At 49.6% G+C, this 19,656-nt stretch carries 17 protein-coding genes; 3 read left to right on the top strand and 14 right to left on the bottom strand.

The window, feature by feature from the left end; all coding sequences use genetic code 11:
• Positions 1–105: 105 nt before the first annotated feature.
• Positions 106–993 carry a LysR family transcriptional regulator gene (locus tag ACFOLF_RS37300; RefSeq protein ID WP_210047059.1) on the bottom strand — a complete coding sequence of 296 codons (888 nt, stop codon included), beginning with the start codon at positions 991–993 and terminating at the stop codon, positions 106–108.
• A gap of 113 nt (positions 994–1,106) precedes the next feature.
• Between ACFOLF_RS37300 and ACFOLF_RS37305 the strand changes: the two genes are divergently transcribed.
• The gene (locus ACFOLF_RS37305; RefSeq protein WP_210047060.1) at positions 1,107–2,480 is read left to right on the top strand and encodes an MFS transporter; all 1,374 of its coding nucleotides are present in this window, start codon (positions 1,107–1,109) and stop codon (positions 2,478–2,480) included.
• A 115-nt stretch (positions 2,481–2,595) separates the two neighbouring features.
• Here ACFOLF_RS37305 and ACFOLF_RS37310 read toward each other — a convergent pair whose 3' ends face one another.
• From ACFOLF_RS37310 to ACFOLF_RS37340, 7 genes are all read right to left on the bottom strand, one after another.
• Complete coding sequence (locus ACFOLF_RS37310) at positions 2,596–3,366, bottom strand: SDR family NAD(P)-dependent oxidoreductase (RefSeq protein WP_210047061.1); 771 nt, start codon at positions 3,364–3,366, stop codon at positions 2,596–2,598.
• A 574-nt stretch (positions 3,367–3,940) separates the two neighbouring features.
• Positions 3,941–4,360, bottom strand: coding sequence for an SRPBCC family protein (locus ACFOLF_RS37315; RefSeq protein ID WP_210047062.1), 420 nt, complete (start codon positions 4,358–4,360; stop codon positions 3,941–3,943).
• A complete protein-coding gene (locus ACFOLF_RS37320; protein WP_210047063.1) occupies positions 4,360–4,686 on the bottom strand; it encodes an ArsR/SmtB family transcription factor in 327 nt (108 codons plus the stop codon). The genes ACFOLF_RS37315 and ACFOLF_RS37320 overlap by 1 nt, the downstream gene beginning before the upstream one ends.
• Before the next feature lie 335 nt (positions 4,687–5,021).
• Entirely contained in the window at positions 5,022–6,314 is a 1,293-nt protein-coding gene (gene ltrA, locus ACFOLF_RS37325) for a group II intron reverse transcriptase/maturase (RefSeq protein ID WP_379219772.1), read from the bottom strand.
• A 730-nt stretch (positions 6,315–7,044) separates the two neighbouring features.
• A complete protein-coding gene (locus ACFOLF_RS37330) occupies positions 7,045–8,064 on the bottom strand; it encodes an ABC transporter substrate-binding protein (protein WP_210047029.1) in 1,020 nt (339 codons plus the stop codon).
• 105 nt (positions 8,065–8,169) lie between these two features.
• Positions 8,170–9,489 (bottom strand): helix-turn-helix domain-containing protein, encoded by a 1,320-nt coding sequence (locus ACFOLF_RS37335; protein WP_379219774.1) that lies wholly within the window; start codon positions 9,487–9,489, stop codon positions 8,170–8,172.
• 424 nt (positions 9,490–9,913) lie between these two features.
• Positions 9,914–10,267: a DoxX family protein gene (locus ACFOLF_RS37340; RefSeq protein WP_210047027.1), complete on the bottom strand. Its 354-nt coding sequence runs from the start codon at positions 10,265–10,267 to the stop codon at positions 9,914–9,916.
• A 140-nt stretch (positions 10,268–10,407) separates the two neighbouring features.
• Here ACFOLF_RS37340 and ACFOLF_RS37345 point away from each other — a divergent pair, with 140 nt between their 5' ends.
• Complete coding sequence (locus tag ACFOLF_RS37345; RefSeq protein WP_210047026.1) at positions 10,408–10,752, top strand: winged helix-turn-helix transcriptional regulator; 345 nt, start codon at positions 10,408–10,410, stop codon at positions 10,750–10,752.
• A gap of 191 nt (positions 10,753–10,943) precedes the next feature.
• On the opposite strand, the gene ACFOLF_RS37350 is transcribed toward ACFOLF_RS37345, so the two are convergent.
• On the bottom strand, positions 10,944–11,438 hold the full coding sequence (locus ACFOLF_RS37350; RefSeq protein ID WP_210047025.1) for a DinB family protein: 495 nt from the start codon (positions 11,436–11,438) through the stop codon (positions 10,944–10,946).
• A gap of 461 nt (positions 11,439–11,899) precedes the next feature.
• Between ACFOLF_RS37350 and ACFOLF_RS37355 the strand changes: the two genes are divergently transcribed.
• Complete coding sequence (locus tag ACFOLF_RS37355; protein ID WP_210047024.1) at positions 11,900–13,267, top strand: dicarboxylate/amino acid:cation symporter; 1,368 nt, start codon at positions 11,900–11,902, stop codon at positions 13,265–13,267.
• A 129-nt stretch (positions 13,268–13,396) separates the two neighbouring features.
• On the opposite strand, the gene ACFOLF_RS37360 is transcribed toward ACFOLF_RS37355, so the two are convergent.
• From ACFOLF_RS37360 to sufD, 5 genes are all read right to left on the bottom strand, one after another.
• On the bottom strand, positions 13,397–15,652 hold the full coding sequence (locus ACFOLF_RS37360) for an ATP-binding cassette domain-containing protein (RefSeq protein ID WP_210047023.1): 2,256 nt from the start codon (positions 15,650–15,652) through the stop codon (positions 13,397–13,399).
• A gap of 221 nt (positions 15,653–15,873) precedes the next feature.
• On the bottom strand, positions 15,874–16,272 hold the full coding sequence (locus ACFOLF_RS37365; RefSeq protein WP_210047022.1) for an SRPBCC family protein: 399 nt from the start codon (positions 16,270–16,272) through the stop codon (positions 15,874–15,876).
• On the bottom strand, positions 16,269–16,598 hold the full coding sequence (locus ACFOLF_RS37370; RefSeq protein WP_210047021.1) for an ArsR/SmtB family transcription factor: 330 nt from the start codon (positions 16,596–16,598) through the stop codon (positions 16,269–16,271). Before ACFOLF_RS37370 ends, ACFOLF_RS37365 begins: the two co-directional genes overlap by 4 nt.
• Positions 16,599–16,900: 302 nt before the next feature.
• The gene (gene sufB / locus ACFOLF_RS37375; RefSeq protein WP_210047035.1) at positions 16,901–18,298 is read right to left on the bottom strand and encodes a Fe-S cluster assembly protein SufB; all 1,398 of its coding nucleotides are present in this window, start codon (positions 18,296–18,298) and stop codon (positions 16,901–16,903) included.
• A gap of 52 nt (positions 18,299–18,350) precedes the next feature.
• The gene (gene sufD / locus ACFOLF_RS37380) at positions 18,351–19,655 is read right to left on the bottom strand and encodes a Fe-S cluster assembly protein SufD (protein WP_210047020.1); all 1,305 of its coding nucleotides are present in this window, start codon (positions 19,653–19,655) and stop codon (positions 18,351–18,353) included.
• Between the last annotated feature and the right edge of the window lies 1 nt (position 19,656).

A 19,656-nucleotide genomic window follows, 5' to 3' on the forward strand; every position in this document is an offset into this window, starting at 1 on the left:
ATTTTATTTACTCAACTTTACGCCCGGCCGTTCAATAAAAAGGATGCTCCCGCTCCCGCGCCTTCGCTTAGGCTATGTCCTCCTCATTATATTCCAGGGGCAGGATTAAATGGTCTTTTGGGATATCACTTCAAAATATTCCACAACGACCTCACGGAATTCCAGTGCCGCCCGAGAAATGTACCTGCTCTTGTTCCATAATAAAGCGATCTCCCGTACCAATTCGTGATTCTCTACTTGGAGATAATGGATATGTTCCCGCGAATTCCTTGCCGTGCTTGGTATGAAGGCTATTCCAATTTCGGCTTCTACAAGAGCGCTTAGCCTTGCAGGTTCATCGCCCTCATACACATACTTAGGTTCAAATCCAACCGATTGGCATAAGGAGTCCACGAAATCGCGAGCGCCATAGCCTTTCTTTACACCGACAAACCATTCATTTCTTAGCTCTGTCAGGGATACGCTGCTTCGGGTTGCCAGTCGATGCCCTTTTGGAACCGCTACGAGGATTGGGTCGATGTACACGATTTGACAATCAATACCATCCTCATATATAGGAGGTGAAGATAGGCAAAAATCGACCTCTCCTCTATGAAGAAGCGTAACCATATTCTGCGCGCTAAGCATTTGCACATGAAACAGGACATTAGGCCGCTTTTTCCGAAACTCCCGAAGGATATTCGGCAACGGGCTTGCGGTGGTCACCGCCAACTCGAGTGTGCCATGCTCCGGGCTGGACAAATCGCTAATCTCCTGCTTCCCCTGCTCCAATTCAAACAAAGCTCTTTCCGCCCGGCGAAGGAATCTGCTTCCGAACTCATTCAATCGCAGCTTCCTCCCTGTTCGATCGAATAGAGGAACCCCCAGATCCTCCTCCAGGCGTTGAATCGTTTTGCTTAGCGACGATTGAGTAACGTGCAGACTTCGTGCAGCCTCAGTCACATGCTCCAGTCGGGCTACCGCGAGAAAATATTGCAATTGAAGAAGTTCCAATTTCGCACTCCCCATTCATTCCTTTGAGTCAATTAAATCATAACATAAAATGCGTTGGAGTAAATATCTGAATTCAAGTACGATGATATCAATACAGCTTAGGGGGACCAAAAATGAATGCTCGCAGCAGATGGTTGTTGATTTCCGTTGGACTGGGGGTACTATTGAACCCATTAAATTCTTCGATGATTTCTGTTGCGATTCCCAAATTGCAAAATGTGTTCCAACTTGATTTCACCGTTGTTTCCTGGGTTATTTTCACCTTCTACATTTCAAGTGCTGTCGCTCAGCCTGTCATGGGAAAGGCAAGCGATTTATTCGGCCGCAAGAAGATATTTCTTGCCGGTCTTGTTGTATCCTTCATTTCATCTTTACTCGCTCCTTTATCGCCAAATTTTGGATGGCTTATCGTGTCCCGAATTGTGCAAGCGATCGGAACCAGTATGATGGTTGCGGTTGGAATGGCTATTGTACGAATTCATATTAAGGAGAAACAAGCGACCGCGCTGTCCGTTTTGTCGATTTTCCTATCCGGAGCGGCAGCAATCGGCCCTTTTGTTGGCGGGGTCTTGATTCAATGGTGGGACTGGACTGTTATTTTTATTGTCAATATCCCATTCGTGGCGGCGAGCTTTTTGTTAGCCTGGCGGGCGATTCCCAAGGATGAAACACCAACACCCGCTGCACGAGGCATGTCCTTGCGTAAATGGTTTAATTTGATTGATGCCTTGGGGATCCTGCTTTTTACAGTGGCTCTGGTCGCCCTGCTCATCGGATTGCTTTCAGCAAAATCATCTGGGCATGTTTCGTTAGGGCATATCATTGTCGGGGGGATAGGACTTGCTGCACTGGGGGCTTTCGTGCGACATGAGTTAAAAACGACATCACCCTTCATTCCTTTGCGCACATTCGCCAAATATCCTGCGATGATTTGGGTCAATGTGCAATTCATGCTTGTCAATGTGCTGTTTTACGCTGTCTTTTTTGGGGTTCCGTCTTACTTGCAAATGGTTCGTCATGCCAGCGAGTTCGATACAGGGATTCTCATGCTAACCTTAGGCTTGTGCTCGATCGTTATTTCTCCAATCGCAGGACGATGGATAGATAAATCAGGACCAAGGCCAGCCTTGCTGGTATCTGCACTGCTGATGGCATTCGGTTCTGTGTGGATCGTTACATTGAATCAAACTTCGCCGATTATCAGTGTGAGCCTGGCGTTAGCCGCATTTGGCATTAGCAACGGTATGAACGCTGTAGGTATGCAGGCGACTTTGTTTAATAGCTCTCCAAAAGAAATGATCGGTGTAGCATCCGGACTATTCAATACATCGAGATATCTGGGTACCATTTTATCTTCATTGTTGACTAGCTTCGTTATGGGGGAGCAGTTCAGCGCTGGAGGTTTTCGACTGCTCGGGGTTATCCTCACAGTCATTGCATTGGCCTTGATAGTTATGAGTCTGAGGCGCGGGAGTCAGGATAATTGAAAGAGTCAAATGCAAACCAGCAAACAAAAAAAAGCGCTTAGAAACCTTCAAGCCCCAGAGGGGATAAGCTATCCTGATATCCTCTTCAACAAGAAGAATTAGATAACCATACTTATCATTGACGGTATATGGGAGCCCCTAAGGGTGCTGAGCGAGCTCCCCCATCAACGGTAATTTCCGCTCCCTGCACGAATGAGGACTCATCGGAAGCCAGAAACAAGACAGCATCGGCTATTTCCTCCGGATCGCCCATACGGTTAAGCGGAATCGTGCGCGCTTGGGCGGCTTCCAGTTTCGCGGTTTCTTCAGAGGTCGATTTTTTCCAAATGGGTGTGCGTGTTGCCCCTGGCACCACCGTGTTTACGCGGATGCCACGCGGCGACAACTCGGATACGAACACTCTTGCCATGCTGCTGATGGCTCCTTTACTCGCTGCGTAGGCGGATCTTTCCGGCGCACCGTCCGTTGCGCGCGTTGAGCCGGTCAAGATGACTGAAGCCCCTTCCTTCAGATGGGGTAGAGCGGCTTGTACCGTGAAGAAGACGCCGGTCACGTTAACCTTAAGGACTTCCTCGAAAACCGAAAGCGCTGTGCCTCCTAATGGTGTAGAAGATGCAATGCCGGCATTCGCGTAGACGATGTCCAATCCGCCGAAGGCTGCGACTGCTTGGGACACCGCATTCTCCATGCTTGCCGGATCGGCTGCATCCGCCTGAATCGCAAGGACATTGGAGCCAAGTTCCTCTGCCACCGAGTCCAAGGTAGTCTGATTCCGGCCCGTAATCACAACCTTCGCGCCTTCTGCGATGAACAATTTGGCGGTTGTCAAACCAATTCCGCTATTGCCTCCTGTAATTAATGCCACTTTGCCATCAAGTTTTCCCATTTTCCTGCTCCTTTAATCCGAATATACACCCCGGTTCGCTACCATCTATAATGACTTCAATCTTCCTGAAATATACATCTCACAGGCAAACCCGCGCATCGTGGACGATAGGAAATTACGCTGATTTGTTCCGATGCTGAATGCGGCAAAATTTCGACCTCAATCTGACTTGCTCCCTTCTGCCTTTGTCGGAAATGAGATCAACCTCTTGTCATTGGCAATTGACAAGAACTTGCTTCCATAAATGAAAGGAACTTGGTCCCATAAAACAAAAAAGCCGCGATGTACGCGACTTGTTATGGATCATCTTCCACGATCAGAATCTTAGCCTCCATATAGGGGCTCTCTACATATTGCTATAATAGATTTGCATACTCACCTTTGATCTTCGGGGTCCGCCTGCTTGATCAGCGCGCGTAGCCGGGAGAGCCTCTCTCCCCTGCAGCCGCCCGGCTCCTCGATTTTGCGTTTATCGGCTCTGATGGCGACTCGAGTTTCATTGACCCGCTCTTCTTCATACTGTCTGGTGCACGACGGCCAGAGCCGCTGCAATCACAGTAATCACAAAGGCAAATCAGGCCAATACCTTTTCAAGCTCGCCGCACCATTTTCCCCAGCCATACCTAGCGCCTTCGAGACCTTGTACATTGGCGAATCCGGTTTGTTCAAGATGAAGGTTAACCTTTCCATCTCCTAAATCCTGCAGCGTCCAGGTGACCGTGTGCTTCTCCCCTCCGCTGGCCCATGTATAAGATACCCGGTTTGGTGCGTCCACGATCAGCACTTCGCCGTCAATAATGCCATCCCAATATTCGGACGGCTGCGTGCGAAACTGAAAACGGTGTCCGACGACGGGCTCAAAATCATTTTCCATCGCCTGACCACTGTGGATGTTGACCACCCACTTGGCAAGCTTGCTTGAATCGGTTATGGCGGACCAAAGTTTCTCGATCGATGTCGTGTACTGAAAATCCAAGGATAATACTAAACTCATTATTCTTCCTCCTCTAATAGTTGGCTCAAGCGCAGCATATTCGTACTCCAAAACTTGCGGTAGAAGCCCACCCAATCTTGAATTTCTCTGAGTGGAGAGGCGTTTAACCTGAATCGCGTTTCTCTGCCGACTTTTCGGTCAAGGACCAGTCCGGCCTCTTTAAGGATTGTCAAATGCTTGGATACCGCTGTACGGCCCATTTGAAACTGTGCCGTTAATTCATGAAGCGGTATCTCCTCTGCCTCTGCCAACAGACGAATCAGTTGGCGCCTGGTTGGGTCTGCAATCGCGTCAAAAACATCCCGCAACTGGTTGTTTTCGCTCACAACACCCCCTCCTAAGTTGTTTGTTGATTCTCTGATAGGACACTATTTGGTGACGCTTTTATTATAAGACACCATAAGGTGTCGTGTCAATGAATTTTATAAACTCCAGATGCAAACTGTCAGTCTCAGCGGTTTACGCGGATTGGAATCAGTTAACGTTGATTCCAAGATACAGCTCTTGAATTTAACGCTTCCAATAGTTGCGAGTAGCGTTATACTTCCCATTACTCCAACTAGAGTAAGGGACTGAATAATTTCAGCCCCTCCTCATCAAACCGTACGTGAGGTTTTCCCTCATACGGCTTTCCGATGTTCGTCATTCATGTGCATGCGATTTACGCAAGCGCCTTTAATCTATGCATGTGGCTAAGCAACTTCACTTCTTGTCCGGAACTGCGCCAGTTGCTACGCTGGCGCTTCTTAGCGTACCACTTCGTTAGCCGTTGCCGAATGTACCAATCTAGCTTCGTCATCCACTTCGTGCTGTACGGCGTCGCATAATAGTTCTTCCAGCCTTGTATTCTCAGGTTGAGCCATCTCACGTGTTCTTCGAACGAAACGTGCCGCATCTTAGGCGGAGCGAGTCGTTCTTTTACGACTTCCCGTACATGCTTCTCTGCTTTTACGCAGAGCCATTGTTGGGTCGTGTAATACACACGTTTCTGTCCCGTTTCCGCTTTTGTCTTCCGGTGGTGCATGCCGAGGAAGTCAAAGCCTTCTTCTCCCGTCCATAGCCCCACAATCCGCGTTTTCTCCGGATGCAAGGTCAGTTCCAATCGCGCCATAATCGTTTGTATAAGCTTACACGCATGTTGCGCGTCCTTCCTTGTCTTGCATACCACGACGAAATCGTCTGCATACCGCGTCAATTCTCCGACCCCTTTGCCATGTTTCTCCCACAATAGATCGAAGTAGTTCAGGTAGATGTTCGCAAGTAACGGCGATATCACGCCGCCTTGCGGCGTGCCAAGGTCGGTCCGTCTTACTTGCCCTTCCTCCATCACGCCTGCTCCGAGCCATTGCCGGATCAGCTTGAGTATACGTCTGTCGCTGATTCTCATTTCCACCAGCTTCATCAGTTTCTCTTGGTTCATGTTGTCGAAGTAGCCTTGGATGTCCACGTCGACCACCCAATTGCCTTTACGGTTGCATGCTTTGCGGATTCGCTCGAGCGCTTGTTTTGCGCCGCGCTTTGGTCGAAAGCCATACGAGCATTCCTGAAAATCGGCTTCAAAGATCGGTTCGACAATCCGTTTCGTTGCCATTTGTACGACGCGGTCTCTCACCGTCGGAATGCCCAGCGGACGTTTTCGTCCATCTTTCTTCGGAATGTAGTGGCGACGAACGGGCTGGGGACGGTAGCTATTCTTCAACAGTTGTTCTTGGCATTGTGCGACGAATTGATCTTCACCTATCTTTGCAATATCAGCCATGGTCTCACCGTCTACGCCTGCCGCACCCTTATTTGCCCTCACTCTTCGCCACGCTTCCTGAAGGACATCCAGTCGATGAACCTTGTCGTACAGTGCATGAAATTTTCTACGCTTGCTGATCTTGGCAGCATGACCTAGCTTCTCTTGGAGTTGTTGAACTTTTTCCCTAGGTGTCGTTAGCCATTTGGCAATCACTCACTCGTACCTCCTTGAAAAGCTTGAACAAAGCAGGGCGCCTTCCCTCCCGCAGGTTGTGTTGTCCTGCATTCTTCGGTACTATGCACCCCTCGGACTCCCTTCCTGCAGATGGCTCACTTCGTCTTTTTGACTTATAGAGTCTCTCGCTACGAAAAAAAAACTTTCGTGCAGGGGAGGGTCTCCCCAGTTCACTGCATTATCTTTCCTACCATGCCGATCCCATTACACCGGGAGATCCTTCGCTGTTGTTCCAAGTTCTGCACAGCTTCCTTGGCCTTCGTCTACGTTTGCAAGACTCGGCTTCCCCTTTTTCCTCTCGCGAGGCCTTTTTGACGATGCGGCAGGATTCACTTCATGTTACGCCTGGTATGTTGCTCGCCTTGTCTCCGACAAGTACTTTGTCGATGCGCTTTTACGCACAGATTTCGCCATGCGCAAGCATCCTAGCTACAAGGGTGGCTTGGTCCCTCCCTTGGTTGGACTTTCACCAACTAGATAATGCGTGCTTCTGGGCACGCCAAACGAAAAAGAAGCTGCCGCGCGGCAAGCTCCTCACTAACGTGATCCGTCACTTAACGGCATCGCTTCTGATCCCAAAGCGTTTGGGGGACTTTTAGCCAAATATCGAAGACGGTGAATTCGATCTGATCGCGATTGGTCGTTCCTTGCTCGCGGTTCCTTTAGATGGAATCCCAAAGTATGCTATCTTCTTCACCGATCACCGGATTTATTCGGAAACGAGTTCCTGTACGTCCTCGGCTACTTTTTCGTTTGCAATCAAACCGGTGTTAATCCAGTAATCGCGATCCACACTGTACACATGACCTGCTTCAACGGCATTAAGATTTTTCCAAATCAAAGTTTCGTAAATGGAAGCAAGATCTTTATTCTGGAGCGGATCGGCTCCGTCAACCTGCATAAGGAAGATATAATCGGCATTCAACTCTGGAAGCACCTCCAGGGAAATCTCCTTCCAATCGTTTCCTTTGGCCATTGACGGTACTTGGAATCCAAGCGCACCATACACGACATTGCCGCTATAGGTCTGCTCTTGCATAAGCGAAAAGGACTTGTCAGAAATGAGCATGATGGCTGCCGTTTTTCCAGCTGTTTTAGCTTGCAGGAATTGCTTGATCCCAGCCATTTTCGTGTCATATTCTTTCAAGACTTCATTAGCCTTATTGGTCCGATTAAGTAAATCGCCAAGGGTCAGCAACGTCTTTCTCCAATCCTTCGTAGCGTCCTGAAAGACATAGGTCGGGGCGATTTTGGCAAACTGATCATAGGCGCCATTCTGGGCACGTACGGCGAACGGTACGATGAACAGATCAGGCTCGAAGCTTGCTACTTCTTCAGGCAGCAGCTTGATGAAGTCCAGCTTGGGAACATCCTTCAACTGCGGCTGCAGATAATTCAACAGAAGAGCGCCGGCCGACCATTGGGCAGCGGGCTTAACGCCTAGCGAGACCAGAGCATCCTCCAGATAAGGGGCGACGATTCGCTGCGGATCGGCCGGGATATCGACTTTATTGCCAAGCTCGTCTTCAACGGTGCGAGGCGATGCTTCCTCCGTCGAACTCGCTGCCGGGGAATCGGAAGGCAAATCGGAAGACGAATCGGTTGCGTTCGGTGAATCGGTGGCGGCCGGTGAGGCTTCTGTCGAAGAAGCGTTGTTTGTTCTGCCGCAACCGAACAAAGCCACGGATAATACGATGAGCACGATGGCGAGCTGAAGTTTCTTCTGCATATGCATGTTTTCCTCCTGATATTGATAATCACTATCACTTGGAAAAGTATATCTCCCTGACCATGGATAATCCATGGTTAATGTTAGGAAATACGATGGACGATCCTAGGAAAACAGCTTGTCGATCGCCTTTAATATTCGTTCATTTCCCATGGCGGAATAATCAAACCAAGGGTCTGGTTGAATCTGATACACGCAGTGATTACGAACAGCGTCCAATTCCTTCCATTCCGGCTTGTCCATGATTGTTGCCCACAGCGCTGTCGACAGAGGGTCATCCGCGACTGCCACCAGAAGCTTGTCGGGTTTACAGGCCAGCAGCTGCTCGCAAGTAATCGGCTCGTAGACCTTACCGCTACGGTCCTGACCCGCAAATCTTAACTGCAGATCATCATAAAGAACAGTGCCCAGATTACGGCTGCCAAACTGGTGAATTTGGCCCTGCAGCACATGAATCGCCATCACGCTGCTCTCCCCCATACGATTTTTTAACCTCCCGCGAATTTTAGCAGCCTGATTGTCATATTTGTCCAGCCAGTGTTCTGCTTGTGCATGTACGCCCAAGAACTGGCCTACAATCAGCAGATGCTCGCGCCAATCTGTTTCCCACCAAGGTATATATAATGTTGAAGCCATATGATTTAATTCCGATTGATCAGCTTCAGACAGCCAATTGCCGGCAATTACCACATCAGGCTTTGCTTCCTGCAGTGCCTTAAGGTTGAAGATCATATTGGTATCCACAGCAGGGTCCCTCAGATGAACCGGAATTTGCAGCTCGTATTTCTGTTTATAGAACTGGCAGAACTCTCTGTCCAGAGGCGCCGCATAAGGAATGTGCTGAAGCGCCAGCATGTGCCCCGTCATCGGATAATGCAGGGAGGCGATTCTGAGCGAGCTCCTTCTTGCGTAGCGGGAGGGCGATACACCCGTCACCCGTTTGAACTGGCGGCTGAAATAGAACGGGTCCTTGTACCCGACCGATTCCGCAACCTGGTAGGCAGGTGCCCCTGTGTCATCCAGGAGCCTTCTGGCCGCGTTGATCCGGACAGAGGTCAGATAGTCGATAGGGCTTCTTCCGACTATCTTTTTGAAGATCTCCATATAATAGGCCGGGCTGATACCGGCCATGGATGCCAAACCTTCGATGGAAATTTCCTCGGCATAATGGTTGTTGATATAGGCTTGGGTTCGCTCCACCGCCGTTCTGGAATCAGGCTTCCAGTGTTCGCGCAGCCGGTAAAGCTCATACAGCAATTCCTGAAAGTAAACGTGCCCGCGGAATCGTTCCAATGCATCTCCCGAGTTGGCAAATGTAATGATATTCTCGCAAAGCCTTATATACGGTGCAGCTGCAGGCAGAGACAGGGCTTCGGATATGCCGGCAGCTTCTTGCCGCTCGATTAGGAATAGGAATCCTTCCACTTTATCAAGCTCCCCATCCGAAGCGTCGAATTCAGTGTTAGGAGCGGAAGCAAAGTATGCCTTGCCGGATTCCAATTGAACCGAAGATGATTTTGTAACAATCAGGAGCATGTTTATTCCAGTGGAGTGAGGCAAGCGAGGCCAAACGCCTTGTTCTCCTCTGCGTTGATAAGCATGAAGCAAAGTAAGGATCGTTGGCGCAAGGTTAGGTGTATCCTTCAATGTGGAAACTTCCTTTCGAGGCAGACTCTGTCGCGCAGGCCTCAGAGCGAGATCCTTTTTGTAAATGATAATATTTCTCAATTAGGTCTGTCAATTCTGTTTTTAAAATGCTTACGTTTTCTCTTCGTTTGGCGAGGCTTTGGTGGACCTGAACTCTCATGTCCGATTCTCACATAGTTTGTCACGGCCGGATTGTCATAACTCACAAGCGACCTGCTGCTACAAATACTGCTAACACCAAGAAAACGAGGTTCAGGCCAATTTCTCGATATTCTTTCCGCTTCGCATGGAATATGGCTCCGAGAAGAACAATTGCAGCAAGCCCAAATGCGGCAATCGGCGTTAGTACAGGAGCGACATTCATCGCTTGAGGCACAATCAATCCGATTACGCCTACCAATTCCGCGATCCCGATAAAGAGAACCAACCCTCTCGAAACTTCTTTCACCCAATGCCAGGATGCAGCTGCTTTTTCAACCTGAAATGCCTTCATCCATCCGGAAAAGATAAACCCCGCTCCTAAAATCCCTTGCACGATCCATAGTGCGATATTCATAACTCGTTAGCCCCTCTGCTTGTGCATGTTCACTGCCTAGGCATATAATATTTCGTAAGAAACCTTTTTGGAAGTAGGCACTAGAAATAAACATAGTCTATAAAAAGAAACTTAAGGCAAATAAAGCATCGGAGGCCATCATGACGACTTATTGTAAATTTGAAACGGCGGTAGAAATCTTTGTCGGGAAATGGAAGCCTGTTATCCTGCTTCGCCTATTTGCAAATGGCACCATGCGATTCAGCGAACTTCAAAAAGCGATCCCGGACATTACAAGAAAAATGCTCACGCAGCAATTAAGGGATTTGGAGTATCACGATATCATTCATCGAGAGGTCTACCATCAGATTCCTCCGAAGGTCGAATATTCCATTACGGCGTACGGTCAACGATTGACCCCTTTATTGCAGGCTATGAATGACTGGGGAGTTGATCATATCGCTCATTTGAACGAGCTATATGGGGAAGAAGAGCCGGCGACATAACTGATGAAAATCATGGTAAATCAGCTACCATATGCAGCAGACAGGCGCACATAACCTATGAGACTGATCCACACGGATGGGATAATGTTCTTGTCACCCGACATCTGACAATAAAAAAAGTCGCAGAGTACCGGCGGTCATGCCGTTGCCTGCGACTTTTTGGCGCGTATCGGATCAAGAAACTTAGTTCATTAGGCTTCCTCGTCGGCCGAGGGACCGTAGATGCCCGGTACCGGAATATCGAGAAGCCGCAAGTATACCCCGAGCTGCGCCCGGTGATGGACCATGTGGCTTAATCCGAAGGTGCGCAGCGCGATCGCCCGCGGCTCGCGGAGGATGATATGATCGCCGTGGCGCAGCATCCATTCCTCGCCGAGCGTTTTCTCGTCACATTCGGCGAGCAACTTTTCAAACTTGCCGACGTTCGCATCGAACTCCTCCAGAATGTCAGTGGGTTTTTCCAAAGGCTCCCGCCGCAGCGGCACGGTCGAAAGATCGAACTCCGGGTACTGAAAAATCGCGATTTGCCAGTTCAGCAGGTTGATCAGGTGCGTGGCCAACCCGCCGAGCGTCATCGATTTCTCATGCGGTTTCCACGACATATGCTCCTCGGGCAAGCGTTCCAGAATGCGGCGCGTATTAGCCAGTTCATGCGTTGCATCGCCGACTATCAGTTGTTTGACCATAAATATTCCTCTCCTCTCATACAGTTTAGAATACTATAATTTCCAGTCGAGTGGGAAGCTCTCTGGTTAACCGACTATGATATTGCGCTATTCTGATCGGGAACTTTTGGCCTGAAAAGACAAACTCTCGGAGCGAATTGCCTGCCTTTGACCAAGCTGTTCTGATCGGTGGGCTCAAGAAAAGGAGAAGCTGATCATATTGAAGGAAATCATCCATTCGACGAGCTTCGATTTGTCAAGTACCTTCAACGTAAAAAGGATGCAGCCCTAAGGCCACATCCTTTTTGTTTATAGCCTCTTATCGATTTTACCCAGTAATTTTAGCAGAATTAATTTTTAGTACTTTTCCACAACATATGTCAGTAAAATAAAAAAACATTTGACTTTCTGATTGGAACTTTGTACATTGAATTTGCAAATCTTAATTCATATAAAATCACTGGGTTTAGGAGGGTTTAAAGATGGACAACGTTGAAAATAACTTGCTCTCTGCCATCGAAACAAATGGGTACAGCTTCGTTATATCCCTTATTGTATTCGGTTTTCTGTTCTTCCTGGCGCGAAGACGGGTAAGCTTCGGCACACGGGTGCTGGTCGGACTCGGGCTCGGGTTGCTTGTAGGCATTCTTTTTCAAAACCTGGAAAACTTTGAAATCAAAGGGATCAGCACGTTCGGCAGCATCTATGTCAGCTTAATTCGCATGCTCGTTATTCCGCTTGTATTCGTCCTCGTGCTCAACAGTATCGCGTCGCTGACCAGTCTGGACTATTTGCGTAAAATCGGCTTCAAGACGTTCGCCTGGTTTCTTGGAACAACCGGTATCGCTTCGGTAATCGGCCTGTTGGTTGCCCTGCTGTTTAATCCGGGAGCCGGTATCGAGCAGACTGTACCGGCAGATTTTGCCGCCCGCGAGATTCCGACCTTCTCGGAAGTTATTCTGCAGCTTATACCGTCTAATCCGTTCAACGAGGCTGCGGAAGGCAAAGTTGTCCCGATTCTGATCTTTGCGATTTTCCTCGCTGTTGCAATCATTAAAGTCGGTTCCAAAAACGCGGAGGCCGTAAAACCCGTCCGGGATCTGATTTCATCGTTGACGCAGGTGCTGCACCAGGTCGTCAAATTTGTCATTCGCTTGACTCCGTATGGCGTATTCGCCCTAATAGCGGGAGTTGCGGCGCGTTACGGATGGGACACCCTGCAGGAGCTCGGCAGCGTGATCGTCAGCTCTTATGTCGCTCTAATCATCCATTTCGTGCTTGTATTCGGCGGTCTCGTGCTGCTTGTCGCCAAAGTGAATCCTTTTAAATTTTTCCGCAAAATTTACCCGACCATCGCTGTCGCCTTCACCACCCGCAGCAGCTATGCAACGCTTCCTGTCAATCTGGAAGTCATTACAAAGCGGCTTCATGTCTCCCCGCGCATCGCCAGCTTCGTTGCTCCGCTGGGAGCATCGGTCAACTTCAACGGCTGCGGCGGCGTGTGGCCAGCTATCGTGGCGGTATTCACCGCTCAAGTATTCGGCATTGATTTGACGGCGACCGACTATATCATTCTCGTGCTGGTCAGCATCATCTCTTCGATCGGAGTTGCCGGCGTCCCCGGTCCAGCCGTTATTTCCACGACCGTTGTGCTCACGGCACTTGGCCTGCCTCTTGAAGGAATCGCGATCGTCGCAGGCGTGGAAGCACTCATCGACATGGGCCGCACAGCCGTTAACGCGACCGGGACGACGGTTACCTCCCTGCTCGTGGCAACCTCTGAAGGCGAGTTCGACCGCGAAGCATTTAACCGTGACGAAGACGAAGATATTGCTCTGAATGCGGTTTGAGATTTGCGCGGCTAGCCCTGATTCTACTGAAAAAAGGTATATTCTCTCCATAGAAACTGGAGAGAATGTACTTTTTTTTTATCTGGCTTGACACCTATGAATTCTCATTGAACGTATCCCTTGACCCGATTACATCAAGTATCTTCCCGTGATCGACTGCTCCGCATGGATGATCTGCGGAGGTGTGCCCTCGAACACCACCTGGCCGCCCTTGCTGCCTCCGTCCGGTCCCATATCGATGATCCAATCCGCCTGGCTGATCACATCGAGGTTGTGCTCGATGACGATCACCGTATTGCCGGCATCCACGAGGCGGTTCATGATCTCCAGAAGGTGACCGATATCCGACATATGCAGACCGGTCGTCGGCTCGTCCATCACGTAGATGCTGCCCTTCTTATGAAGCTCGCTTGCCAGCTTGATGCGCTGGCATTCCCCGCCCGAGAGCGTGCTGAGCGGCTGGCCGAGTGTAATATAGTTCAGCCCCACATCGCTCATCGCCTGGAGCTTGCGCACAACCTCTTTTAGCTGAAAAAAATCCAATGCCTGCTCCACAGTCATCTCCAGCACTTCTGCTATTGACTTGCCGTTCAGCTTGTACGCGAGCACCTCTTCCTTGAAGCGTCTGCCTCCGCAAACTTCGCATGGCAGCTTCACGCTGTCGAGGAATGCGAGGTCTGTATACACAACACCCAGCCCTTGGCAGTTCTCGCAAGCCCCCTTGGAGTTGAAACTGAACAAGCCTTGGCCCACTTTGTTCGCGGAAGCAAACGCTTTGCGCACATCATCCATAATACCCGTGTAGGTCGCGGGATTCGAACGTGTTGATACCCCTACCGCCGATTGGTCGATAACGATTGCATCCGGATGCTGACTGAGGAATACGTCGCTAATCAGCGTACTCTTGCCCGAGCCGGCGACGCCCGTAATGACTGTCAGCACTCCGGTGGGAATATCTGCACTTACGTTTCGCAGGTTATGCAGCGTGGCATCCTTGATGGACAGCTTGCCGGACGGCTGCCTGCAATCTTCCTTCAGGCGGAGCTGCCGCTTCATATGGGTGCCTGTAAGCGAACCTGTCTCAAGCAAGCCTTGGAAGCTTCCTTCGTACACGATGGTACCGCCGCGGCTGCCGGCGTGAGGCCCGACGTCGACGATATGATCCGCCACCTTGATCACATCGGGATCATGCTCGACGACAATCACGGTATTACCCTTGTCGCGCAGCTTCTGAAGCAGCCCAACCAGCCGGTGTACATCACGGGGGTGCAAGCCAATGCTGGGCTCATCGAAGATGTAAGTGACATCCACCAGACTGCCGCTCAGATGCTTCACCATCTTGACGCGCTGCGACTCGCCGCCGGACAACGTATCCGTCTCGCGGTCAAGCGTCAAGTAGTCGAGTCCGATATCCACCAGATGCTGCAGCCGCTCCGTCAGCGATTTGGCGACCGGCGCGGCTGCGCGATCGTCAATCTCCCGTATGACGCGGATGAGCTGTCCGACCTCCATGGAGGACAGCTCCGCAATGTTGAGTCCATTGACCCTGCAGCTGAGCGCAGCCTGACTGAGTCTCGCGCCGCGGCAGCTGGAGCAAGGGCCCTCGGAGATGTACGGCGCAACAGTTTTTTGCGTGCGCTCGGACTTCGTCTTCACATCCTGCTTGATGTACTTGTTGGTGAATTTCTCGATAATGCCTTCCACTGTAACATTCACTGCCTTCCCGGCGAAATCCATCTCCACTTTCCTCGCCTTGGCGAACAGCAGCCGATCCAGCTCCTCTTCCGAATAATCGCTCAGCTTCTTGTCGAGATCGTAGGACCCCGACTGCACGATAATGTTCCATTCCCAGCCGTTTACCGCATAGTCCGGCAGCATGATTGCCCCTTCATTCAACGACCTTGACTTGTCGAGCGCCTTGCTCATGTCGACGCCCAGCCTGCGACCGATCCCGTTGCACTCGGTACACATGCCTTGCGGATCGTTGAACGAGAACATGTTTGCTTGTCCAACATAGGGTTGACCCACACGGGAGAAGAGAAGACGGAGAATGGGAGAGATATCGGTAATCGTGCCCATTGTGGAATGGGAACCGCCGCCCAGCCGCTTCTGATCCACAATAACAGACATGCTCAGGTTCTCGATCGCGTCCGTATCCGGCTGCGGATAGCGGGGCAGGAAATTGCGTACGAACAAGCTGAAGTTCTCATTCAGCAACCGCGTGGATTCTGCAGCGATCGTATCGAAGACGATCGATGACTTGCCGGATCCGGATACCCCGGTGAAGATCGTGATCTTCCGCTTGGGAATGCGCAAGGATACGTTCTTGAGATTGTTTTCCCTCGCACCCGAGATTACGATATACTCCTGATTGGATTCGCTCATGCTTAACATCCTTCCGATAACGTGAATTTCTGCTTATTCTTCACATTGTACCATTCATCGTGCATAGAAAGCCGGGCAGCCCGAACTTGCACTCAGAAGCAGACATAAACCGGCAGCAGTTGACATGCAGCCGGTTTATGTTGATTCGGGTCAAGCAGGGTTCAACTATCGTCCCTTTTAATTTAGCATGGGGAAGGATAAGGTTTGGTAACCGAATGCGTTTATTGTTCCAGCACGTTTTCAAACCCGCCGAACCAATTACCCCAGCCATATCTGGCGCCTTCGAGTCCTTGCTCATTTGTGAACCCGGTTTGATCGAGATGAAGGTTAACCTTTCCGTCTCCTAAATCCTGGAGCGTCCAGGTGACCGTGTGCTGCTCCCCTCCACTGGCCCAGGTATAGGACAACCGGTTTGGTTCGTCCACGATAAGCACTTCGCCGTCAATAATGCCATCCCAATATTCGGACGGCTCAGTGCGAAACTGAAAATGGTGTCCGACGACGGGCTTAAAATCATTTTCCATGATCCACTTGGCAAGCTTGCTTGAATCGGTTAAAGCGGACCAAGCCTTCCCGATCGATGTCGTGTACTGAAAATCCAAGGATAATGCTAAACTCATTCTTCTTCCTCCTCTAATAGTTGGTTCAGGCGCAGCATATTCGTACTCCAGAATTTGCTGTAAAAAGCCACCCAGTCTTGAATTTCTCTGAGCGGGGAGGCGTTCAGCCTGAATCGCGTTTCTCTGCCGACTTTTCGGTCAAGCACCATTCCAGCCTCTTTAAGAATTGTCAAATGCTTGGATACCGCTGTACGGCCCATTTGAAACTGTGCCGTTAATTCATGAAGCGGTATCTCCTCTGCCTCTGCTAACAGACGAATCAGCCGGCGCCTGGTTGGATCTGCAATCGCGTCAAACACATCCCGCAACTGGTTGTCCTCGTTCACAACACCCTCTCCTAAATATTGCGTACTCGATTGCTTCCACCTCATAATGATTTCAAACATTTCAAAAGACCAACTTCTTATTGGACACTATTTGGTGTCTGTTTGATTATAGGTCACCATTTGGTGTCGTGTCAACAACATTTTTAAGCTCCAGAAAACTGTCAGTCTGCATGTGTGCCAGCTGTTGATTTCATGTCATTTGGCTCCTTGATCACCTGTTAAAAATCTTCAGTACGATAATGCCGAAGCTTTATGATCAGTAGGCAAAAAAAAATCCGCTATATAAGCGGATCTGATGATCATTATCCGATGCTTCCCTCCATCTCGAATTTGATCAGTCGATTCATTTCAACTGCATATTCCATAGGCAATTCCTTCGTAAACGGCTCGATAAAGCCCATCACGATCATCTGCGTAGCTTCAGCATCGGTTAGGCCCCTGCTCATCAAGTAGAAAAGCTGCTCCTCAGAAACCCGGGAGACTGTCGCTTCGTGTTCCAATGTGATGTTGTCATTCATGACTTCGTTGTATGGAATCGTGTCCGAGGTTGATTCATTGTCCATGATCAGCGTATCGCATTTAATATTTGATTTTGAGCCCTGGGAATTACGCCCTAATGAAGTAAGACCGCGGTAATTCACCTTACCGCCATGCTTGCTGATCGACTTCGAGATGATGGTGGACGTTGTGTCCGGGGCCAGATGTATCATTTTGGCTCCGGTGTCCTGATGCTGATTACGTCCAGCGACAGCTATCGATAACACCGAGCCTTTTGCTCCGCGGCCCTTAAGAATAACGGCCGGGTATTTCATAGTCAGCTTGGAACCAATATTGCCATCCACCCATTCCATATTTGCATTCTCTTCCGCAACTGCCCTCTTTGTCACCAAATTATAAATATTGGGCGCCCAATTTTGAATCGTGGTGTACCGGACTCGCGAGTTTTTCTTGCAAATAATTTCCACGACGGCACTATGGAGCGAATTCGTACTATAAATGGGTGCCGTGCAGCCTTCTACATAATGGACAAAGCTGCCCTCGTCTGCAATAATCAAAGTCCGTTCGAACTGGCCCATGTTTTCCGAATTTATGCGGAAATACGCTTGAACGGGGATTTCACATTTAACCCCCTTTGGCACATAGATAAAGCTGCCTCCAGACCAAACCGCGCTGTTCAGTGCGGCGAACTTATTGTCCGTATAGGGGATAATGGTGCCGAAATACTCCTTAAAAATATCCGGATGCTCGCGCAGTGCCGTATCTGTATCCGTGAAGATTACGCCTTGCTTCACCAGGTCCTCCTGCATGCTATGGTAGACAACTTCGGATTCATATTGCGCGGATACGCCGGCCAGGAACTTCTGCTCCGCTTCAGGGATACCCAGCTTATCAAAAGTCTGCTTAATTTCAATCGGAACCTCTTCCCAGGTTTTCCCTTGGTTCTCCGAAGGCTTGACATAATACTGAATATCGTCAAAATCCAGATCATCCAAGCGCCCTCCCCAACGGGGCAATGGCATTTTGAAAAACTGCTTCAACGACTTCAAACGAAAATCGAGCATCCATTGCGGCTCGTTCTTCATACGCGAAATTTCTTCAACGATTTCTTCGGTCAATCCTTTACCGCTTTGAAAAATATTCTTGTGTTCGTCTCGAAATCTGTATTGGTATTCTTCCATTTCAGGCATTTTTTTAGCCATCATGAGCACACTCCTTTAGATGATAAAGCCTTAATTAAACCCCGGGATACTTTCAATTGCGCAGTTTCCGTTCAATCCAGTCGTATAGTTGCTCTTCGATGTGCTTGAGCGGTATCTCCTGAATAATGGAAAGCAAAAAACCTAAGATGATCAGACGTTCCGAATCACGCCTTGTTACACCGCGACTCATCATATAATAAATTTGTTCGGCATCTATTTTCCCAATGCTTGCCCCATGGCCAGCGTAAACGTCATTCTCATCGATGAGCAAAATCGGATTCGCATCGCCGCGTGCCAGATCACTGAGCATAAGCAACCGCTCAGTTTGTCCCGCATCTGCTCCGGATGCCCCTTTCTCAATCCTCGTATACCCATTAATAATCGCCGTGGCCTCATCTTGGACCACTGCCTTCACCAGCATGTCGCTTGGCGTATTTCTTCCGTAATGAATCGCGCGCGTCGTCAAATTCAGCTTCTGGGCTCCGGTGCCGATTGAAATCACCTTGGCATCTGAACGCGAACCATTTCCCTTCAGTATGGAGCTTGTATCTGACATCGTATTGCCTGCATTCAATTCTCCAATCGTCCATTGCATAATGGCGTCATTGTCCAGCATGGCCCGGCGATAGATCAGAGCGGTTGTTTCTCCGCTCAAGTTGTGCACGGAAGCAACATGCACGCGCGCGCCCGGTTTGACGACCACCTCGACAACTCCATTATGAACGGCATTGTTATTCCGGCCGGATACATAATGATCAACATAAACAACCGAGCTATTGTCCTCTGCAATGATCAATATATGAGGCGCAAAGGTCGCATCCGAATGTTCCGACTGGAATATCGCTTGCAGCGGCACCGTTACCTCAACATTTCGCGGAACATAAAGGAATACCCCGCCACTCCATAATGCCGCATGCAGGGCAGTAAGGCGATCCTCATCTGCCTTCACCACAGACATGAAATGAGTGTGCACAAGAGCTTCGTGTTCACGAAGAGCCGTCTCCATATCTGTAAAGATAACGCCTTGTTCTTCCAATGTACCGGTTTGGTTCTTCCAGAGGAGCCCGGAATCACGGTGCACCATGACAGGATTCGAATTCGGATTTCCACCTATTAGTTCCTTTACTTTTTCAGGCAAATCATTGTAATTGTCCAATAGCTCAGGTGTATGGTAAAGACCATACGAATCCAGGCTCCAACGGTCTATTCGTGTCTTTTCCAGTTCCGGAAGTTCCAGTTCGCCCGCCAATTCAAGGGCACAGAGACGAAGATCGGTCATCCAGGACGGCTCTCCCCGATTTCGGGATAACTCGGCTGCTGCATTGGACGTTGTAGGAAGGACAACGGAAGTCTTCATC

Origin of the sequence: Paenibacillus sepulcri (genome assembly GCF_042647105.1) — a bacterium.
Taxonomy (GTDB): domain Bacteria; phylum Bacillota; class Bacilli; order Paenibacillales; family Paenibacillaceae; genus Paenibacillus_Z; species Paenibacillus_Z sepulcri.

Coding starts and splice junctions, on each gene's coding strand:
- ACFOLF_RS37315 (WP_210047062.1), bottom strand. CDS start 4,360: ATGAGTTTAGTATTATCCTTGGATTTTCAGTACACGACATCGATCGAG.
- ACFOLF_RS37350 (WP_210047025.1), bottom strand. CDS start 11,438: ATGGTCAAACAACTGATAGTCGGCGATGCAACGCATGAACTGGCTAAT.
- ACFOLF_RS37330 (WP_210047029.1), bottom strand. CDS start 8,064: ATGCAGAAGAAACTTCAGCTCGCCATCGTGCTCATCGTATTATCCGTG.
- ACFOLF_RS37305 (WP_210047060.1), top strand. CDS start 1,107: ATGAATGCTCGCAGCAGATGGTTGTTGATTTCCGTTGGACTGGGGGTA.
- sufD (WP_210047020.1), bottom strand. CDS start 19,655: ATGAAGACTTCCGTTGTCCTTCCTACAACGTCCAATGCAGCAGCCGAG.
- ACFOLF_RS37340 (WP_210047027.1), bottom strand. CDS start 10,267: ATGAATATCGCACTATGGATCGTGCAAGGGATTTTAGGAGCGGGGTTT.
- ACFOLF_RS37310 (WP_210047061.1), bottom strand. CDS start 3,366: ATGGGAAAACTTGATGGCAAAGTGGCATTAATTACAGGAGGCAATAGC.
- ACFOLF_RS37345 (WP_210047026.1), top strand. CDS start 10,408: ATGACGACTTATTGTAAATTTGAAACGGCGGTAGAAATCTTTGTCGGG.
- ACFOLF_RS37360 (WP_210047023.1), bottom strand. CDS start 15,652: ATGAGCGAATCCAATCAGGAGTATATCGTAATCTCGGGTGCGAGGGAA.
- ACFOLF_RS37365 (WP_210047022.1), bottom strand. CDS start 16,272: ATGAGTTTAGCATTATCCTTGGATTTTCAGTACACGACATCGATCGGG.
- sufB (WP_210047035.1), bottom strand. CDS start 18,298: ATGGCTAAAAAAATGCCTGAAATGGAAGAATACCAATACAGATTTCGA.
- ACFOLF_RS37355 (WP_210047024.1), top strand. CDS start 11,900: ATGGACAACGTTGAAAATAACTTGCTCTCTGCCATCGAAACAAATGGG.